5 protein-coding genes and 1 pseudogene are annotated in these 16,352 nt (G+C 65.3%); 2 read left to right on the top strand and 4 right to left on the bottom strand.

Annotation, left to right across the window (positions count from 1 at the left end; genetic code table 11):
* Positions 1–11: 11 nt before the first annotated feature.
* Positions 12–6,890, bottom strand: a complete 6,879-nt coding sequence (locus ACIOMQ_RS38305; RefSeq protein WP_362207484.1) for a polymorphic toxin-type HINT domain-containing protein — start codon at positions 6,888–6,890, stop codon at positions 12–14.
* 1,487 nt (positions 6,891–8,377) lie between these two features.
* On the opposite strand from ACIOMQ_RS38305, the gene ACIOMQ_RS38310 reads away from it, so the two are divergent.
* Together ACIOMQ_RS38310 and ACIOMQ_RS38315 are read left to right on the top strand one after the other, a co-directional pair.
* Positions 8,378–12,598 carry a LamG-like jellyroll fold domain-containing protein gene (locus tag ACIOMQ_RS38310; protein ID WP_402192402.1) on the top strand — a complete coding sequence of 1,407 codons (4,221 nt, stop codon included), beginning with the start codon at positions 8,378–8,380 and terminating at the stop codon, positions 12,596–12,598.
* Between the two features lie 150 nt (positions 12,599–12,748).
* Positions 12,749–13,171, top strand: a complete 423-nt coding sequence (locus ACIOMQ_RS38315) for a hypothetical protein (protein WP_402192409.1) — start codon at positions 12,749–12,751, stop codon at positions 13,169–13,171.
* Here the strand turns inward: ACIOMQ_RS38315 and ACIOMQ_RS38320 are convergent.
* The 3 genes and pseudogenes from ACIOMQ_RS38320 to ACIOMQ_RS38330 all read right to left on the bottom strand — a co-directional run.
* Positions 13,058–14,124, bottom strand: a pseudogene (locus ACIOMQ_RS38320) (integrase core domain-containing protein). The gene ACIOMQ_RS38315 and the pseudogene ACIOMQ_RS38320 sit on opposite strands and share 114 nt — an antisense overlap.
* A gap of 352 nt (positions 14,125–14,476) precedes the next feature.
* Positions 14,477–15,193 (bottom strand): helix-turn-helix domain-containing protein, encoded by a 717-nt coding sequence (locus tag ACIOMQ_RS38325; protein ID WP_362207546.1) that lies wholly within the window; start codon positions 15,191–15,193, stop codon positions 14,477–14,479.
* Positions 15,194–15,698: 505 nt separating this feature from the next.
* Positions 15,699–16,352, bottom strand: a 654-nt coding sequence (locus ACIOMQ_RS38330) for a transposase (RefSeq protein WP_402192404.1), incomplete at its 5' end; no start/stop codon positions are given.

Raw genomic sequence — 16,352 nt, forward strand, 5'->3', positions numbered from 1 at the left:
CCTGACTCCTCTTACCATACCTTTGCCCCGCCATATAGGATCATGTTGACGTCGGCCCGCGGGAGCAAATCGCCGCTCTTCAAGCCCCAACTACCCATTTGGTCGGACCGTAGAATTACCCTCCCCCTGTCCCCAAGCTGCCCATACACAGTTTTCTGCTGCGGTGACAGTCTGGCCGAAGGACCATTCTTCACTTCAAAATACTCGGGCGCACCCAAGCCGGGACCATTCCTGGTTGCGACGACATCAACATACGATATCGTCCCGTCTTTAGCTTCAAGCTTCACGTGCGTCCCCATGATCGTGTAACCCCGGTCCTGAAGCTCCTGGACAGCTCGTGCTTCGCCCGCCGCTCCCTTGGCCGGGCCACACGGTCCGCTGTTGTGAACGAGTACCGGCGTCTCGCCTGCCAGCACATAGTACGTGTGCAGGCCGTCGACCGTGAGGTTGTAGGTCCGGGCATGCTTGATGAATGAGCGGTTGGCCTTGACGAGCAGGGAGCTGCCGTCGTCGGAGCGCAGCGTCATGCCCGATCTGAGCTGACCAGCCTCTATCCAGCGGTGCTCCGACGGCGACCAGAAGGGGTGCTCATGGGTGGCAGTCAGCTTTTTGTTGCCGTCGGGTGTTTCGATGGTGAGTTCGTTGAATTTCTTGTCACTATCAGTGGTGATGAGGCGGGTTACTTTCCTCGCCTCGGTCTCGCCTGTCTCCGGATCAGTGGCGATGACTTCGTCTCCCACATCAATGGCTTCGATGCTCTTGTGCTTGCCATTGGACATGAGTACCTGAGTACCGGCCAGGAAGCATTTGCATCCGCCGGTGCTTTTCATTCTTCCGCCGGTGATCCCGCTCAGAATCGCAGCGAAACCAATATTGCCGCATATCGGGCACGTGTCGAGCGTCGGAATTCTATCCAGATGCTTCCAGCCGTCGTAAAATTTTCGGAATTCCGCGCATCCATCAGTGAAGCTGAAGCTGCAGCGTTCTCGAAGGTACAGCTCGACATTCAGTTCGTCGCTGATTTGGGGGGAATAGTATCCCCACCCTTTTGCCTGCTTCAGAAGGGTCGAAACGTCGCCTGCCTTCCCAGTGAAAAGCTTCACGTCTTTCGTTGAGGGGAAGCCTCGCGGTGCGCCGTTCCCGAGGTCCGTCAGAGGGCCGGGCCCTCCTTTGTTCGTCGTCGGTGCTATATTTCCGGACCTTCCCGGGATGGGACTCTTCGTCCCGGTGGGGCCATCGTCGCGCCTGGGCTCGCTGTGCCCCGTGCCATCGTCGATCCATAGTCCGGTGGGGTCACTATGCGTCGCAGGGCTGTTGTTGGAATAGGTGTAACCGTTCATCTGCTGGGGGTCGGTCAGGTCGAGGACCGGGTCGACGGAGATGAAGCGGCCGAGGTCGGGGTCGTATTCGCGGGCGCCGAGGTGGGTGAGGCCAGTGGTCTTGGTGTCGTCGGTGCCGCCGACGAAGCCCTTGGTGCTGGGCCAGGTCGTGGGGGTCTGGCCGCGCATCGCGCCGAAGGGGAGCGTGCGGCGCTGGGTGAGGGCCAGGTTTGTGGCTTGGATGGCGAGTTCGCCGGTTCCGTGGTGGTCGGCGATGGTGAAGGTGAAGGTGCCGTCGTCCTGACGGATGGCCGTCTGGCCGCCGCCGAGGTCGAAGTAGCGGGTGGCCTTGGCCTTGTCGGCTCCGGTGGGGAGTGTGACCTCGGTGTTGCCGAGGTAGAGCGTGGCTTCGGTGCTGGTGCGGCTGATGAGCCGGTTGCCTGTTGCGTCGTAGAGGTAGGTGGTGGTCTTGCCGTTCTCGGTGACCGTGGCGAGGTGGCCTTCGGCGTCCCAGGTCAGGTCCTGGCCGGGGCGGGTTGTGGTGTTGCCGCTCGGGTCGTAGGCGTAGTCGTTGGTCGTGGTCCCCGATGGAGCCTGCGTGATGACGGAGGTGAGGGAGTGTGCCTTCGGCTGGCCCGGGTCGGGGTAGTCGAAGTTCCGCTTGGTGTCCTTGGTGGCGTCACCGGCGGTGTTGTGCTGGATTTCGGTGGAGCGGTTGCCGGACTTGTCGTAGGTGAAGCTCTGCCAGTACGGGGCGGGGCCACCGATCTGGCTGCCGGACGGAACCTCCGCGCAGGTGGCGGTCGGCTGCGTCCATGCCTCGGTGACGCGGCCGAGGTAGTCGTTGATGAAGCACTGGTTGTCCGTGCCGGTGCGTGAGACGTCCGCCATCGACCGGACGTTGCCGGCCTCGTCGTACCGGTAGGTGACGTTGCGGTCGACTCCAGGCTGGTCCTGGCGGTCGACGCGCGAGGTCGCGAGCCGCTGCGTGCCCCACTCGTAGGTGTTGGTGACCTGAGTCTTCTTACCCCCGGTGGTCAGGCCCATCGTGTACTGCAGAGGCTTGCCCGTCAGGCTGTAGGAAACACCTGACGTCATGCCCTCGCCGAAGGCCGTGATCGGCCGGAGCGTTTCGTCCTCGTAGGTGTAATTCAACGAACCTCCGGGCAGCGAGCCGGCAGCGGAGTAGTTGATGGCGCCCGTGAGCCCCGAGGGCAGATAGGACGTGCCGGCCTGGTACGTGCCCTGCAGTTTTCCTTCGGCGGCCGGGATGACGACAGCGGTCTTGAAGGGACGGTAGAGCCGGTCGTAGGCAGTGACCTTGGAGGTGTACGCCTGACCGTCGACGTAGCGGGTGGATTCGGCGAGTTGCCCCTTCGCGCCGGTGATGGTGTCGTACACCTGCTTGGTCCGCAAAGTGCCCGTGGCCGATTTCTCGCGTACCTCGGTCTGCCGGCCGAGGTCGTCGTAGAGGTAGGCCAGGCCCGGGACATCGGTGCGTGAGCCCTTGACGAAGGTCAGCTGTCCCCGGTCGTCGTAGGTGCTGTTCGTCGTGCCCTTGTCCGGGTCATGGACGACGGTCTGGCGCCCGAGCTGGTCGTACTCGTAGCTCCAGCTGTTACCGGCGGGGTCGGTGGCCTTGTCCAGCTCGCCGCGCGGCGTGTAGTGGTAAGTGGTGGTGTCGTAGGCGGCATCGACAGAGCGGCTGTGGTGCTGACGCAGCTCGGTGGTGTTGCCACGGGCGTCGGTGAGCGTGGTGGTCGCGGTGCCGCCGTCGGGCGGGATGACGGTGGTGCGGTCGCCGCCGAATATGGTCTTGGTGGTGCTGAGGACCTTTCCGCCGTCGCCGTTGCCCGCGATCTGCTGGGTTTCGACGGCCCGGTTCAGGCCGTCGAACGTGGTACGGGTCTGGGTTTCCACGGACAGCGCGTCAGCCGGCTTGAAGATCTGAGTACTCGGCTTGCCCGTGGTGTAGTACGGCGCGAACGCCTTGGCGGCGAGACCGCGTTCGTCGTAGAAGACATCCGTGATGACGCTGCCGCCGTCCGGACCCGGGGTCTGGGTCTGCCGGTCGCGCAGGAATCCGTCGTAGAGCGCGTACGAGGTGACCTGGCCGCCGCTGTTGTTCAGGGTCCTGGTCGCGACGGCGACCGTCTTGTCAGCAACGGTGTAGACGAATTCCTGGCTGGGAACCTGAGTGTTGCGCCGGTCCGCCAGCCACACCTTCGTCGATCGCCCCAAGGCGTCGTAGGCCAGTTCGGTCACGTTGCTGTTGGTGTCGGTCTGCTTCACCACAACACCGCGCACGGGATCGACTGTGGTGACCGTCGTCTGCGCCGAGGTGGCGTCGGCGGCATTCGCGGGAGGCGTGGTCACCTTGATCTCGGTGGCCAGTCCCGTTGCCGGGGTGTACGTCGTGGTCGTCGTGCGTCCGTCGTTGCGAACAGTGTGCACTGGGGCGCCGGTTCCTGTGACGGTGACGTCGGCCACCAGGTCCGTGGTCTTCAGTTGACGGCCGTAGGCGTCGTAGGTGGCGCCTGACTCCAGGTAGGTGGCCTTGGTGCCGTCGTGGCTCTTCAGCGTGGCGATCGCGGAGGCGTCACCCTTGGTGGGGGCAGCTCCGTACGCACCTCCGTCGTAGGCGGTACGGATGTCCGAGACAACGTCCTTGGAGCGGTCGGTCGTGGCATCGCACGCCTTCGTGACCTTCTCCACCCGAGTGGGAAGGTTGAGTATGTTGGCGCCGGTGACCTCCGGGTACGTGGTCCGGGTGCACTGGTCGTCGGCCGCGGTGGCGTCGTCCCCGAAGTCGTCTACCTGGATGACCCGCCCCGCGACAGTGTCCTGCTTGACACCCGTTGACGTGGTGCGCCACTTGGCACCCGCACCGTTGTCGAGCGAGACCCACTCCTTGGTACTGGAGATGCCGGTGAAGTTGGCCGTGACCGTGCCCCAGTCACGGACCTTCTTCGCCGTCTCGTAATACCACGGCCTGTTGACCGACTTGCTCAGGACTTTGCCGCCGGGCTTGTCGAACATGACGGACTTGTAGCCGAACCCCGCAGCGGACTCGTGGTCCGTGATCGGGTCCCCCTCGCCCGCGCCGAGAGTCACTGACACGGCCTTCGTGCCGCCGGCCGCGTTCTTCCGGTCGCCGTCCATTCCACGCAGGAAGTAGGAGTCCTGCTGTGTCTTCATGGCAGCGTCGCCGCCCTGGCCACCGGTGCGGACCCGGACCTGACCGTAGCCCCGCCACTGGGACCAGGTCTTCTCCTTCTCCTTGGTCAGACCGTCGTCGTCATCGAAATGCCAGGCCGCGTCTCCCAGGTAGTCGTACCGCGTGACCTGGTCGGGCGCACCGCCGATACGGTCCGTCGCCGTGACAGACGTGGTCACGTACTTGTTGAACCAGTGCTGCGTGGCAGGATCGGAGTCGCTGCCGCCGATGTACTGGGGGAAGCAGCGCGTGGCGTTCGTCTCAGGCGCTGGCAGGGCGTTCCAGTCACACACCGGATCCGAGTAGTTGGCGCTGATCTGACCGCCGTACTCGTCCGCCACACCGGACAGCCGTGACTTGATGAACGGCGCGAAACCGTCGCCGGACTTGTCGAGACGGTTGGCCAGCTGCTCGTAGGCGAACGTCGTCTTCGGCAGAGTGATGGTCGGTGTCGCGGACTCGCCGGTGTGCTGAATGCTGTCCAGCAGCAACTGGTAGTCGGTGTCGGCCATGCCCCAACGGTGGTCGAGCTTCCAGGAGTCGACCTTGCCATACGTACCGTCGGACTTCAGCATCTGGGTTGTGATGCCGGTCAGACGCTTACGCGTCCAGAACGACGGCGACAGCCTGCCCTTGTCACAGGCGGTACCGGCCTTGCAATTCAGATCCCAGGGCGTGTCGTACCAGTAGAAGGACTTGGCATCGATGGTGTCCGCAGCGCACGTGACACCCGACTCCAGACATCGCTCAGCACTGTCGAAGACGACCTGGGCCAGCGGCTTCGCCGCATACAGATCATTCGACTTCTGTCCGTAGTCGATCCGCTTCAGGGACCCGCCACGGGTGTACTCGGTGTCGTCATCCGCCTTGAGATTGCGACCGTAGGAGTTGGCCTCCTTCGTGTAGTGGTAACTGACCGCGTTGCCGTGGGTGTCGACGACGTAATCGAGATTCCACCGCCACGCCTGCTGGCACCAGGAGTCCGCGAACGTCGCTGCATGGCACTTCTCACCGGTGTTGTTGCCGTAGACCGGCAGCGTCCAGGTGGAATCCGTGGTGTCCTTGCCCTTACTCCAGCCCGGCAGCTGGTTGTAACCGAAGTAGTACCGGGTACCGTCCGGATCGGTCAGCTCCCAGTACTCACCATCGTTGTCCCCATTACCGCGGTCGGTGGACTCCAGGCGCTTGATCCGGGTGCCGTCGTCGTGCTTCAGCTTGAACTCGTCCTTGCCCGCAGGGACGAGTTCACCACCCGAGCCGTTGAAGGAAATGAACGCGTTGTCGTAGGCCCAGCACATGTCGCCCGGCTTGCTGCCGTCGGCATTCTTCACACCGTCGTCCGCACACGGCTTGTAGCGGCGCTCGATGAACCCGGGCCACAGGTCGAAGCCATCACCGACCCAGGACCCCTGGTTGTTCGTACCGCCGGTCCGGCCGTCGATGGATCCGGAGGAGTACGAGAGACCGACGTTCGGCTTCAAACCTCCCGGGACCTCAGGCGTGTCGATGTCGTACGACCAGGTGAAGTCCCCGGTGTTGAGGTTGGTTCGCCAAGTGGAAGAAGCAGCAAGGGGCGTGGCCTTGTAGTCCCCCTTGTCACCCGCGGCCGAGGCCGTCGCGGCCAGCACTGTCGACGCGCCGGCCTGCAGACTCACCGACTTCGCTGTCAGCGTGTGCTCTACCGTGTTGTTGGTGGCAGCAACGGGGCTGCCGGAACGGCATTGCTTCTCATCAGGGGTCGTGAGTGCGCAGGCCGGTAGTTCGATCAGTTGTATGCGCGAGGCGTAGGAACCGCCGAACAACTCCGCAAAGGCGCCGTAGTCCACCTTCAGCGCGATGGATGCCGGAGCCTCATCGGGCACCGGGGCCTCGGGAGTGAGAGTGAACAGCATGCCGTTCACGCCGGCCCGCTCGGCCTGCTTGCCCGTGAGAACGCGCGAGGTCACGCCGCTCGGAGCATGAGTGCCAGAAGTGTTCTTGGCCTTGATCGATGCCTTGCCCTGGGCGCGGCCGATCCCGATCGGCTGCCCTTTAGAGGCGGAGAAGCTCTGCGTACCCTTCGCATCGGCTTTCGGCACAGTGATCGTCACCGCAGTGGCCGAGGGCAGCTCTGCCCTCGGGGCCCTCGACGGAATCCTGGGCCCTGGGGTCCGCTTACGCGGCTTGACCTTGATGCCATTGCTTCCCGCAACGGGCTTCTCCGCTGTCGGCAGCCCGGGCAGGCCGACGGCCACCGCCGTTGAAGCCGGAGCCGCCGCAGCCTGGAGAAGCGTCGCCACCAACACCGCGGAAACCGCCAACGGCAGTCGGCGGCGCACTCTGTTCCTGAAAACGAATCCTGCAGTCTTTCTCATACTTGGTGTGTCCATCGCTGCCGGGCGCCGCCCGCCCATGAGGACGGTTACGACGCGGACTGAAACGGGTGGTGCTCTTGTGAACCCGATGGTGTGCGAGGCGCCGACTGGGCGCCGGGATCGGTCCGGCGTCCGGTTCGGCTATGCCGTCGGAACGTCAAACCCACTAGCTGACACGCTGTTTGGGACGGCTGCCGTTCAACACTCCATGGACGGTGGCGCGGCCCGTAGATCTGCGAAGCGCCCGCCCGAGATATCCGAGATGGCGCGTCCCGCTTGCATGGCCCTGCCGAACCTGAATGCCGGTGCTGCGTTGGTCGTTGCCGAGCTTGGCCCCCGTGACGGCTCGGCCCGCGCCGACAGGCAGGTTCCGTCCTCGGTCGCGGGTACATCCGTCGCCGTTCCGATGGCACAACCCACGCCGACCCCCTGAGAAGATGAAGATCCGCTGAGAATTGGGATCTTGCGGGACTCTATGTAGAGGACACGTGAATATCCAGAGGAATCTTCCACGCCTTCTATGTAAAAGGGGGCAAGTAGGGCGTGTCGCAGGGTACTTATCTGCGCACGGAGTGCCGCCACTGACTGAATGGGAGGGAGTGATGCAGATGAGCGATGCCATCGGAGCGGCGGGCCGTATGCGGCGATGCGTCGGACGCGCGAGGTGTCTCGGCGCGGTCAGCGGCGAGGGGTCACAGTGCTGCCATTGAATGGGGCTTCGATGGCGCCTCACCAGTGCCGGTAAGGAGAGTTGCTGCCAGGCCACTACTGACGGCGCAACACCATCGAACGTTTCTCCAACCATGTGAAGCCGTGACCGGACGCCACCATCCGCTACGGCGAACCAAGTCCGCCCGATCGCCCGTCACCGAGCGCATTGTTGGCGATGTGGGCGCGCACTGCGATGCTGGCAACGCCTGGCACGGATCGGTCAATCAGGTGTTCCCGAGCCAGTGTGAGGCCGGATTTCTGTGGATTCGAATGTCCTCCCTCGCCACGGCGCCAGCTACCCAGCCCTGGTCATGTGCGCAGCGAGCCTTGCGGTGCGACGGACAACGCCCGTCCCCGTTCGCCGTGTTCCACCAGCGGACCGCCTACGGCGGCGTCGCACCATCGCCAGTTCCCCGCCCCGCTGCTCCGCAATGCAGTCTGCGATGGAGGCCAGGCAGCGTGGCTCGCAGGTGATTCACCGCCGTATTGCTGGCCAAGTCAGCCGACCAGGGTGAGTGGTTGCCCAGAGTCGAAGTCCCTGAGATATGTGCGGCACGTTACCTCGCCACTCGTTCGCACTTCGATCGACAGTGCCTGGCGGGAGTGCAAGCTTCGGCATGTGGCGATCTTGACCCTGACTCGATCAGGGGGTTGACTCTTCGCGTTTATGTGCTTCCTGTGAGTTTGGGGTGGGATTGGTGGAGAGGGTTCGAGTGCACCGTGGTGGTGCTCGCGCGCGAGGACGGGTGACGGGATGGTGGTGGTCCGGGCCAGGGATGCTGGCCTCTGGGCTGGCCGTGGCCCTGACCGTGGGGCTGGTGCCGGCTGCGCTGCCCGCGCTCGCCCAGTCGGCCGGGCGAGTGTCGGCCGTGCAAGGCGATGGCGATAGCAATCCGGCAACAGCGACGACAGATGAGGCACTCGCCGAAGCGAAACGTTCCGGCAAGAGTGTCGAGGTCGCATCTCTGCGCGGGGAAAGCAGCGATGTGCACGCTACCCCCGACGGGAATCTGGAGGCGCGGGAGTATCTGCGGCCGGTGCGGGCCCGGGTCGGCGGGGAGTGGAAGCCGGTCGACACGGAGTTGGCCAAGATGCCGGACGGCGCGGTTGCCCCGAAAGTGTCCACGGTGGGGCTGGAGTTCTCCGCAGGTGGGGACGCACCGCTGGTGAGGATGACCAAGGCGGGGCGTGAGCTGGCGCTGTCGTGGCCCGGCACCCTGCCCGCACCGCAGCTGGAGGGGGCGACGGCTACCTACCGGGACGTACTTCCGGATGTGGATCTGCGCATGGGGGCGCAGGAGGACGGCTTCACCCAGCTGCTGGTGGTCAGGTCGGCCGAGGCGGCTGCCAGTGAGGAATTGGCGCAAGTGCGGATGAAGCTCGCCGCAGACGGTATGGACGTACAAGAGACCGCGCAGGGCGGTCTCCAGGCGGTCGACCACGGCGCCAAGAGCGCTGTGTTCGAGGCACCCCAGCCTGTGATGTGGGACTCCAGCATCAGCGAGAGCGGGGCCACGGCCTCTGCCAAGCAGCGGTCGGCCGCCGCGGGTACGAGCGGTGGCGGTGAGCCTGCGGCCGGAGATTCGGCGAAGCTCGCGCCGGTGGACGTCACCGTTCCGGAGGGTGGCAAGGAACTGGTTCTTACCCCGGACGCCGATGTGCTCAAGGGCAAGGACACCACCTATCCAGTGTTCATCGATCCACAGTGGTATTCACCGCGGGCCTCGGCGTGGACGATGGCATCGAAGTACTGGGCGTCGTCGCCGCAGTGGAAGTTCAACGGCGAGTCGAACGCGGGCATGGGGTACTGCAATTGGTCGTACTGCCAGCCGAACGACACCAAGCGGCTCTTCTACCGCATCCCGACATCGAAGTTCGCGGGCAAGTCGATCCTGTCGGCGGAATTCGTGGTGCGCAACGAGTGGTCGGCGTCCTGCTCGGCGCGCGGTGTGCAGCTGTGGCGCACCAAGGACATCTCTTCCTCCACCACCTGGAACTCCCAGAACGCCAGTGGCTTCTGGATCGACCATCTCAAGACGGAGTCGTTCGCGTACGGCTACACCGGCTGCTCCGCCAAGGACGCGGAGTTCGACGTGAAGTCCGCGGTGCAGCAGGCCGCAGACGGCAAGTGGTCGACCATGACGTTCGGGATGCAGGCATCCAGCGAGGTCGATGCCAACGGCTGGAAGCGTTTCTCGGACAAGGCATATCTGCGAGTGAAGTACAACCGCCCGCCCTCACAGATCAAGATGTCACAGCTGACCATGGAGTACGGCGGCACCTGCAAGAAGCCCGCCAGTGCGCCACGGGTACGCACGCTCGGGAAGATCTACGCGAACAGCGTCACCGACCCCGACGGTGACAACGTCGCGCTGCAGTTCCAGGCCGACTGGGACTCGGGCGACGGCAAGGGCATGATCACCCGTTGGAAGCCGGCGCTGACGACATACAAGAAATCGGGGTCGAGCTTCGCGATCTCCCTGCCGTCCTCGGTCCCGACGGACAAGACAGTGCACTGGTATGCGCGCTCGTATGACGGGGCGCAGTACTCGCCCTGGTCCTATTCCGGGGATGACCCCACCTCGTGCTACTTCGTCTACGACACCAAGGTGCCTAAAGCCCCGACAATTTCGTCCGGGGAATATCCGGCGTCAGACCCGGAGAATACAGACGATCCATGGTTCGACGGGGTCGGCAAGTACGGCTCCTTTGAGGTCAAGGCTGCCGACAGCGATGTGACCAAATACTGGTTCGGAGTCAATGGTGACCCCACGTCGAAGAACACGCTGACGACTTCCGCGGGCGCCGCGAAGATTGCAAAGATACTGCCGGCGAGCCCCGGGCTGAACTTTGTCACTGCCCAGGCCTTCGACCAGGCAGGCAACGGCTCGGAGGTGCGCACCTACCAGTTCCGGGTCAAGGCCGGGCAGCCGGAGCGGGCCATGTGGCAGATGGACGAAGACGCCGGGGCGACTGAGGCCCAGGGCAGCGCCGGTGCTCGCGTCGCCGGCCTGCATGGTGGAGCCAACACAGGCGCGGCGGGCAAGCAGGGCACAGCCCTGCACCTCGACGGCACGAGCGGCTACGCAGCAACCGACATCCCGACGGTCAACACAGCCAACGGCTTCAGTGTCTCGACCTGGGTCAAACTCGACAAGATGCCCACCGGCGCCGCCGTCATCGTGGCCCAGCCCGGTAACTACTCTCCCGGCTTTGAGTTGTACTACTCCCTCGGCTACAACCGGTGGGTCTTCAACCAGTACACCTCCGACACCCCGGGAGCCCCCATCGCCCGGGCCATGGCCCCGCAGGCCGGCGGCGTCAGCGCGAACGAGTGGACGCATCTGGTGGGTGTCTACAGCGGAGGTGCGAAGGAACTGCAGCTCTACGTCAACGGGACCTTGGTCGGCTCCACGCCCTACACAACCGCGTGGGATGCCCGCCGCGGTCTGCAGATCGGAGCCGCCAACCTCAACGGCCAGGTCACGAATTACTTCCCCGGCACCATCGATGAGTTGCGCATCTTCGACAAGCCGGTGAGCGCCGCCGAGGTCGCCCACCTGTACCGCGAGGAATCCATCGGCAACGGACGCACAGCCCGCGCCGTGTTTCCGATGGACGAGCCGACAGGGGCCACGGAGGTCGTCGGGTACGCCGATACCCAGCCACTGAAGCTCGAAGGCGGCGCCCAGCTCGGCACCACAGGTGTCGCAGGGCGTGCACTTACGCTGAACGGCACCGATTCCTACGCACACACCGCTGCCCCGCACGCCGATACCCAGCGCCCCTTCACAGTCTCGGCCTGGGCCAAGCTCGACCGCACGCCGGAGCAGGCCGCCACAGTCGTTGCTCAACTGGGCAGCAACCGACCCGGCTTCGAGCTGTATTACTCGAAGACCTACAACCGCTGGGGCTTCACCCAGTACTCGGCCGACGTTCCGGGGGCCACCCAGATCCGTGCCGTACAGCCCGAGGGAACCACCGCACGGGTGGGAGAATGGGTGCATCTTGTCGGGGTTCACGACGCGGTGGCCCAGACCCTCACCTTGTATGTCAATGGGAACAAGGCCGGCAGCGTCGCCCAGGCCAGCCCCTGGTACGCCGGCGGCAGAGTCCAGGTCGGCGCGCTGAGCATCGACGGCGGCAAGCTCACCCAGTACTTCCCCGGCCAGATCGACGACGTCCGCCTCTTCGACCGGCCGGTGTCGGACAACGAGGTACGCCAGCTGTTCCAACAGCGTCCTCTGCTCAGCGCGCGCTGGAAGCTGGACACCGCAGACACCAACTCCGCATCACCGGACGATTCCAAGCAGGCAGCACCCATGTCGCTGCAGGGCGGCGCGAAGATCGGTGCCGGGAACCTTGACGGCGGGCTGGAGCTGAACGGCACGACCGGCTACGCGTCCACACCGGCGGTCCCGGTCGATACGAGCACCAGCTTCACCGTCACCGCCTGGGCCCAGGCAGCCTCGACCCCCACCGAGAACGCCGCAGTGGTCGGCGCGGAAGGCTCCACACAAAGCCCCTTCACCATCCGTTTCGTCCCGGACCCCAAGGATCCCGCGGGCCTTGGTACCTGGGAGATCGCACTGCCCGACAAGGACAGCACGGACGCGACAACCCGGCACATGGCCAACAGTGAATTCAGCTACGTCACGGACTGGAGCCACCTGGCCCTGGTCTACGACGGCTTCGCCAAACAGGCCCGCCTGTACGTCAACGGCGTCCTCCAGGAGGTCGTCTGCGGCGACGGCAACGGCGAATCCGACGACAGCGCCTGCGAGGACCTGATGGCCTGGGGCGACAACGTGCTGACCACCAAGGCCGCGAAATCCCTCCAGATCGGTCGGACAAAGATCGGCAGCGCCGGAAGCGAGTACTTCCCCGGCCTGATCGACGACGTGTGGTTCTTCCAGGGAGCCCTGACTGACAGTCAGGTCCAGCAACTCGCCAGTTCCTGGTTCGACCTCCCCACGGAGGTGCCGGCCGGCAGCTGATTCCAGAGCGGGGGTGCGCCCGGCAGTAGAGCCGGGACGCACGCCCGCGCGCCGCAGGCGGATATCCTCACCGTGCCCTCGCGTGACCGGGCCTTCCTGGAACGGTGGGGCGACGGCCCCGTCACCCTGCTCGGCGATGCCGCCCACCCCATGCTGACCACTCTCGCCCAGGGGGCCGGCATGGCTATGGAGGACGCCGTCGTCCTGGCACGCACGCTCGCCGAGCCTGCGACGGGTGACGACCTGGTGTCAGCCCTGCGCGCCTACGATGAGCGGGCGCCGCGACCGCACCAGGGCGATGGTGGCCGAGTCCCGCAGGATGAGCGACCTGACCCAGGGGGCCCGCCCCGCCGGTGCCTGGTCCGCAACGCCTACTTCCGGGTGGTACCCCGTCATGTCCTCACCCGGCAGACCGCGCAAGCCCTCACCTTGTGGGGCTCGAAAAGTCGTCGCTGCAGGTCACGCGGCGTATCGATACTCGTTGATGACGCCGCCGAGGACTCTGGTGCGGAGCAGGCTTCGGTCGTCGAGGTCGTGCACGATTGCGGGCTGTTCGGTCGCGTTGGGCGGTAGCTGTTGCCGGGATTGGTGCGGCCGGTGTCTGTTGTAGTGGTCCTGGTAGTCAGTCAGGACCTTCCTGGCGTGGCTCTCGCCCAGGATCAGGACGTGGTCAAGGGCCTCGCGGCGGATGGTGTCGATCACGCGTTCGTAATGCGCGTTCATGCGCGGTGCTCGGGGCGCGCTGAGGCGCACTTCCGTGTCCTCGGCGGTGAAGACGGCATCGAAGGCGTCGGTGTACTTGCTGTCGCGGTCGCGTAGCGGGAACCGTGGCTCGGCGCCCCGCTTGCCGAGGTCGGCAGCGATGTTCCGGGCCTGTTGTACCGCCCACTGCGCGGTGGGGTGCGTGGTCACCGCGGTGATGTGCAGTTTCCGGGTGACGTGCTCGATGAACGCCATCGCGTACAGGCGCTTGCCCGGGGCCGTGTCGATAGGGAAGAAGTCCGCGGCAAGGATCCCCTGAGCCTGCGCCGTGAGGAAGTCGCGCCGGGTGGGGCCGGAGCGGCGCGGGGCCGGGTCGATGCCTGCTGCGTGCAGGATTTCCCAGACCTTGGAGGCCGCGATGGGGTGCCGGGTCGGGCCGGTTCGCCCTGGATGCGGCGGTGGCCCCAGTGGGGATTTTCATCGGCCAGGCGCAGCACGAGACTCTTGAGTGCGGCCGCCGTCGGCGGCCGTCCGGTGCGAGAGCCGCGGGCGTAGTAGTCCCACTTCCTGGCGATCAGTTTGCGGTGCCAGGCCAGCAAAGTGCCGGGGGTGACGGGGAAGACGGCGGCCCAGCGGCCACGCGGTATCAGCGAGCTGAGGGCGGCGAGCCAGAATCGGTCGGCCGACTCATAGCGCACCCTGCCCTTCACATGCCTGCGCAGGATGGCATTCTCGTGCCGCAGCACCAGCAGTTCGGCATCCTTGGCGGTGTCTCGACGCAGTAGGACCGCGGGGACGGACAACAGCGCGCGGGCGGACATCATACAAGGTCCCGGCCCCAGCTACGCGAGCACACTGCGCGTTCTCGACGTAATGAACAACAGACAGCGAATGCGCCGAATTCGTCAACTTCCGTCCACCCCGCATCACCCCTGCGACCCGCACTCGGCCACGGGAATCAAGTCACCCCTGTGACCTGCACCGATAGTGGCTATCACACGGTTCAGCAATCTTCGACGTCGCAGCCTCGGCCGCACCAGCGAACCCCTTGTCAGGTAACTCGTGCGGCGCTCCCACGCACGTTGCTCTTCGCGACAGGCGACCGTGCAGGTAGGAGGGGAAGACCCGACGAGAGACCGTCCGATGCCTCAAACGCTACGCCGTGCGCGAGGTGTTTCACCTGGTCAGGCCCGCCCAGCCACGACCCCTGTTATAGGGGCTGTGTGAGAGCGCGTGAGACAAGGAAATCCCGCCGGGATGTCGGCGGGGCTTCTGTGCGCGGTGGACTACGCCGGCGTCGAGGGTGTCGGGCGGGGGGCTGTTGTACTCCGGCTCTCCGCTTTCGAGCACGCGGAGCAGGGACGCGGTTACGACACGTGTGGTGCGGCCGATGCGTAGCACACGGCACGGGAACTCCCCCCGACGAACCAGGTCGTAGCCCTTCGTCCGCGAGAACCCCAGCACCTTGGAAGCCTCCTCCACGCTCCCCGTTCCGTCCCAGGTGGCGCGGACGCGTATGGGGCTGTACTGGGCACCCTGCGGCTCGTCGTTCTGTCTGTGCATTCGAGTTCTCCAGGTGATTGCAAGGCGGTGCTGATCGGCCGGGACGTGTGCTCTAAGGCCATGGCGGATCGGTGCACTGGACGGCCGTCCGGAAATCCCCTTCGAGTAGGGGCACATGGTGGCGGTGGACCATCCATGATGCGGGGGATCGCCGGTTTGGCTAACCGGCGGTGCCGGGCTATGTTGCTCCGCTTCGAATCGCCAGAGATGCAGCGCCGTCGTTGGCCGGGGGAGCTTCCGTGCGGATGTCTTTGACCTGTTCGCGATGACCCACCGCGTGGAGTGCGTTGCGATCCTTGAACCGGCCACAAAGGCCGCCTGACCTCGCATCCGGGACCCGCTGTTCCTCAAAGAGGGAGACCAGGCCGAATCCACGCGAGCCAGCGTCGGCAGGCCGTCCAGCGCAGCCGCCGGGCCGGGAGCCCGGACCGGCCACTGCCCCCGGTGACGCAGCGCCCTATGGTCAGGCAGCTTTCGTCACCTCGCTGTCGGACCTTCGTGATGTCCGCAGTGCGTACCGCCGCCCAGCCGTCGAGCTGCTCCGCACCCGCGATCGACCGGCGCAGGCGTACCAGTGCCCCGAGCCCGCTGCCTCGCCGAGCCGGCATGGATTCTGGCGTTCATGACGAAAGATCCTGCACGGTCACGGCCGTCCGGGGCATCCACATTTCGCAAGCGGCACCCTGGTGGTCTTTGTGATCAGTGGCTGCAAACGACCTCCCTTACGTCCTTGCCGTAACTATTGTGGCGACCAGTAGGGGTGCGGCTAAGGGCTGTCCCGTAAATGATCTTTGAGTCGCTTCGGACATGGTTGACAGGGGTGAGACCCGCTTTTCTATCCGCCAAGGGCGAGGTTGTGCATCCGGGCGATGCCGAGCATGGCGTGGTGGACGCCCTCGCCTTTGAGGCGGCAGTCGCGAAGGATCTTCCAGGTCTTCATGCGGGCGAAGACGTGCTCGACCCGGGCCCTGACCTGCTTGTGGGACTTGTTGTGCTCCTCCTTCCAGCCGGGAAGCCTCGCCTGGCCGCGCTCGCGGCGGTGCGGGATGACGAGTCCAGTGCCCGGATAGCCACCGTCCGCGATTGTGACTGTCTTGCCGACGGCGGCCTTGGCGCCGGACTCCTCCCACGCCTTGCAGTCGTTGCGGTTCCCGGCGAGCGGCCGGCCGACCACGACGACCAAGCGGGTGTCGGCGTCGATGACGACCTGGTGGTTGGTCGAGTAACGGTAGTTCTTCGACCGCTCGGCGATGCTGTGGTCCCGGGTGGGGACCAAAGTGCCGTCCACGATGAGCACGGTGTCCTTCGCGAACCGCTTGCGGGGCTGGTAGGCGAGCATCGGCCCGAGGTGGTTGATGATCCGGTCCGCCGCCGACTTCGACACCCCGAACAACAGGGCGAGCTGCCGCATGGTCAGGTTCGTTCGCCAGTAGGCCGCGACCAGCAGGGTCCGGTCCTCCAGCGGAAGGCTCCACGGCCGGCCTTTGCG

Source organism: Streptomyces sp. NPDC087845, from assembly GCF_044742755.1.
Lineage (GTDB): Bacteria > Actinomycetota > Actinomycetes > Streptomycetales > Streptomycetaceae > Streptomyces.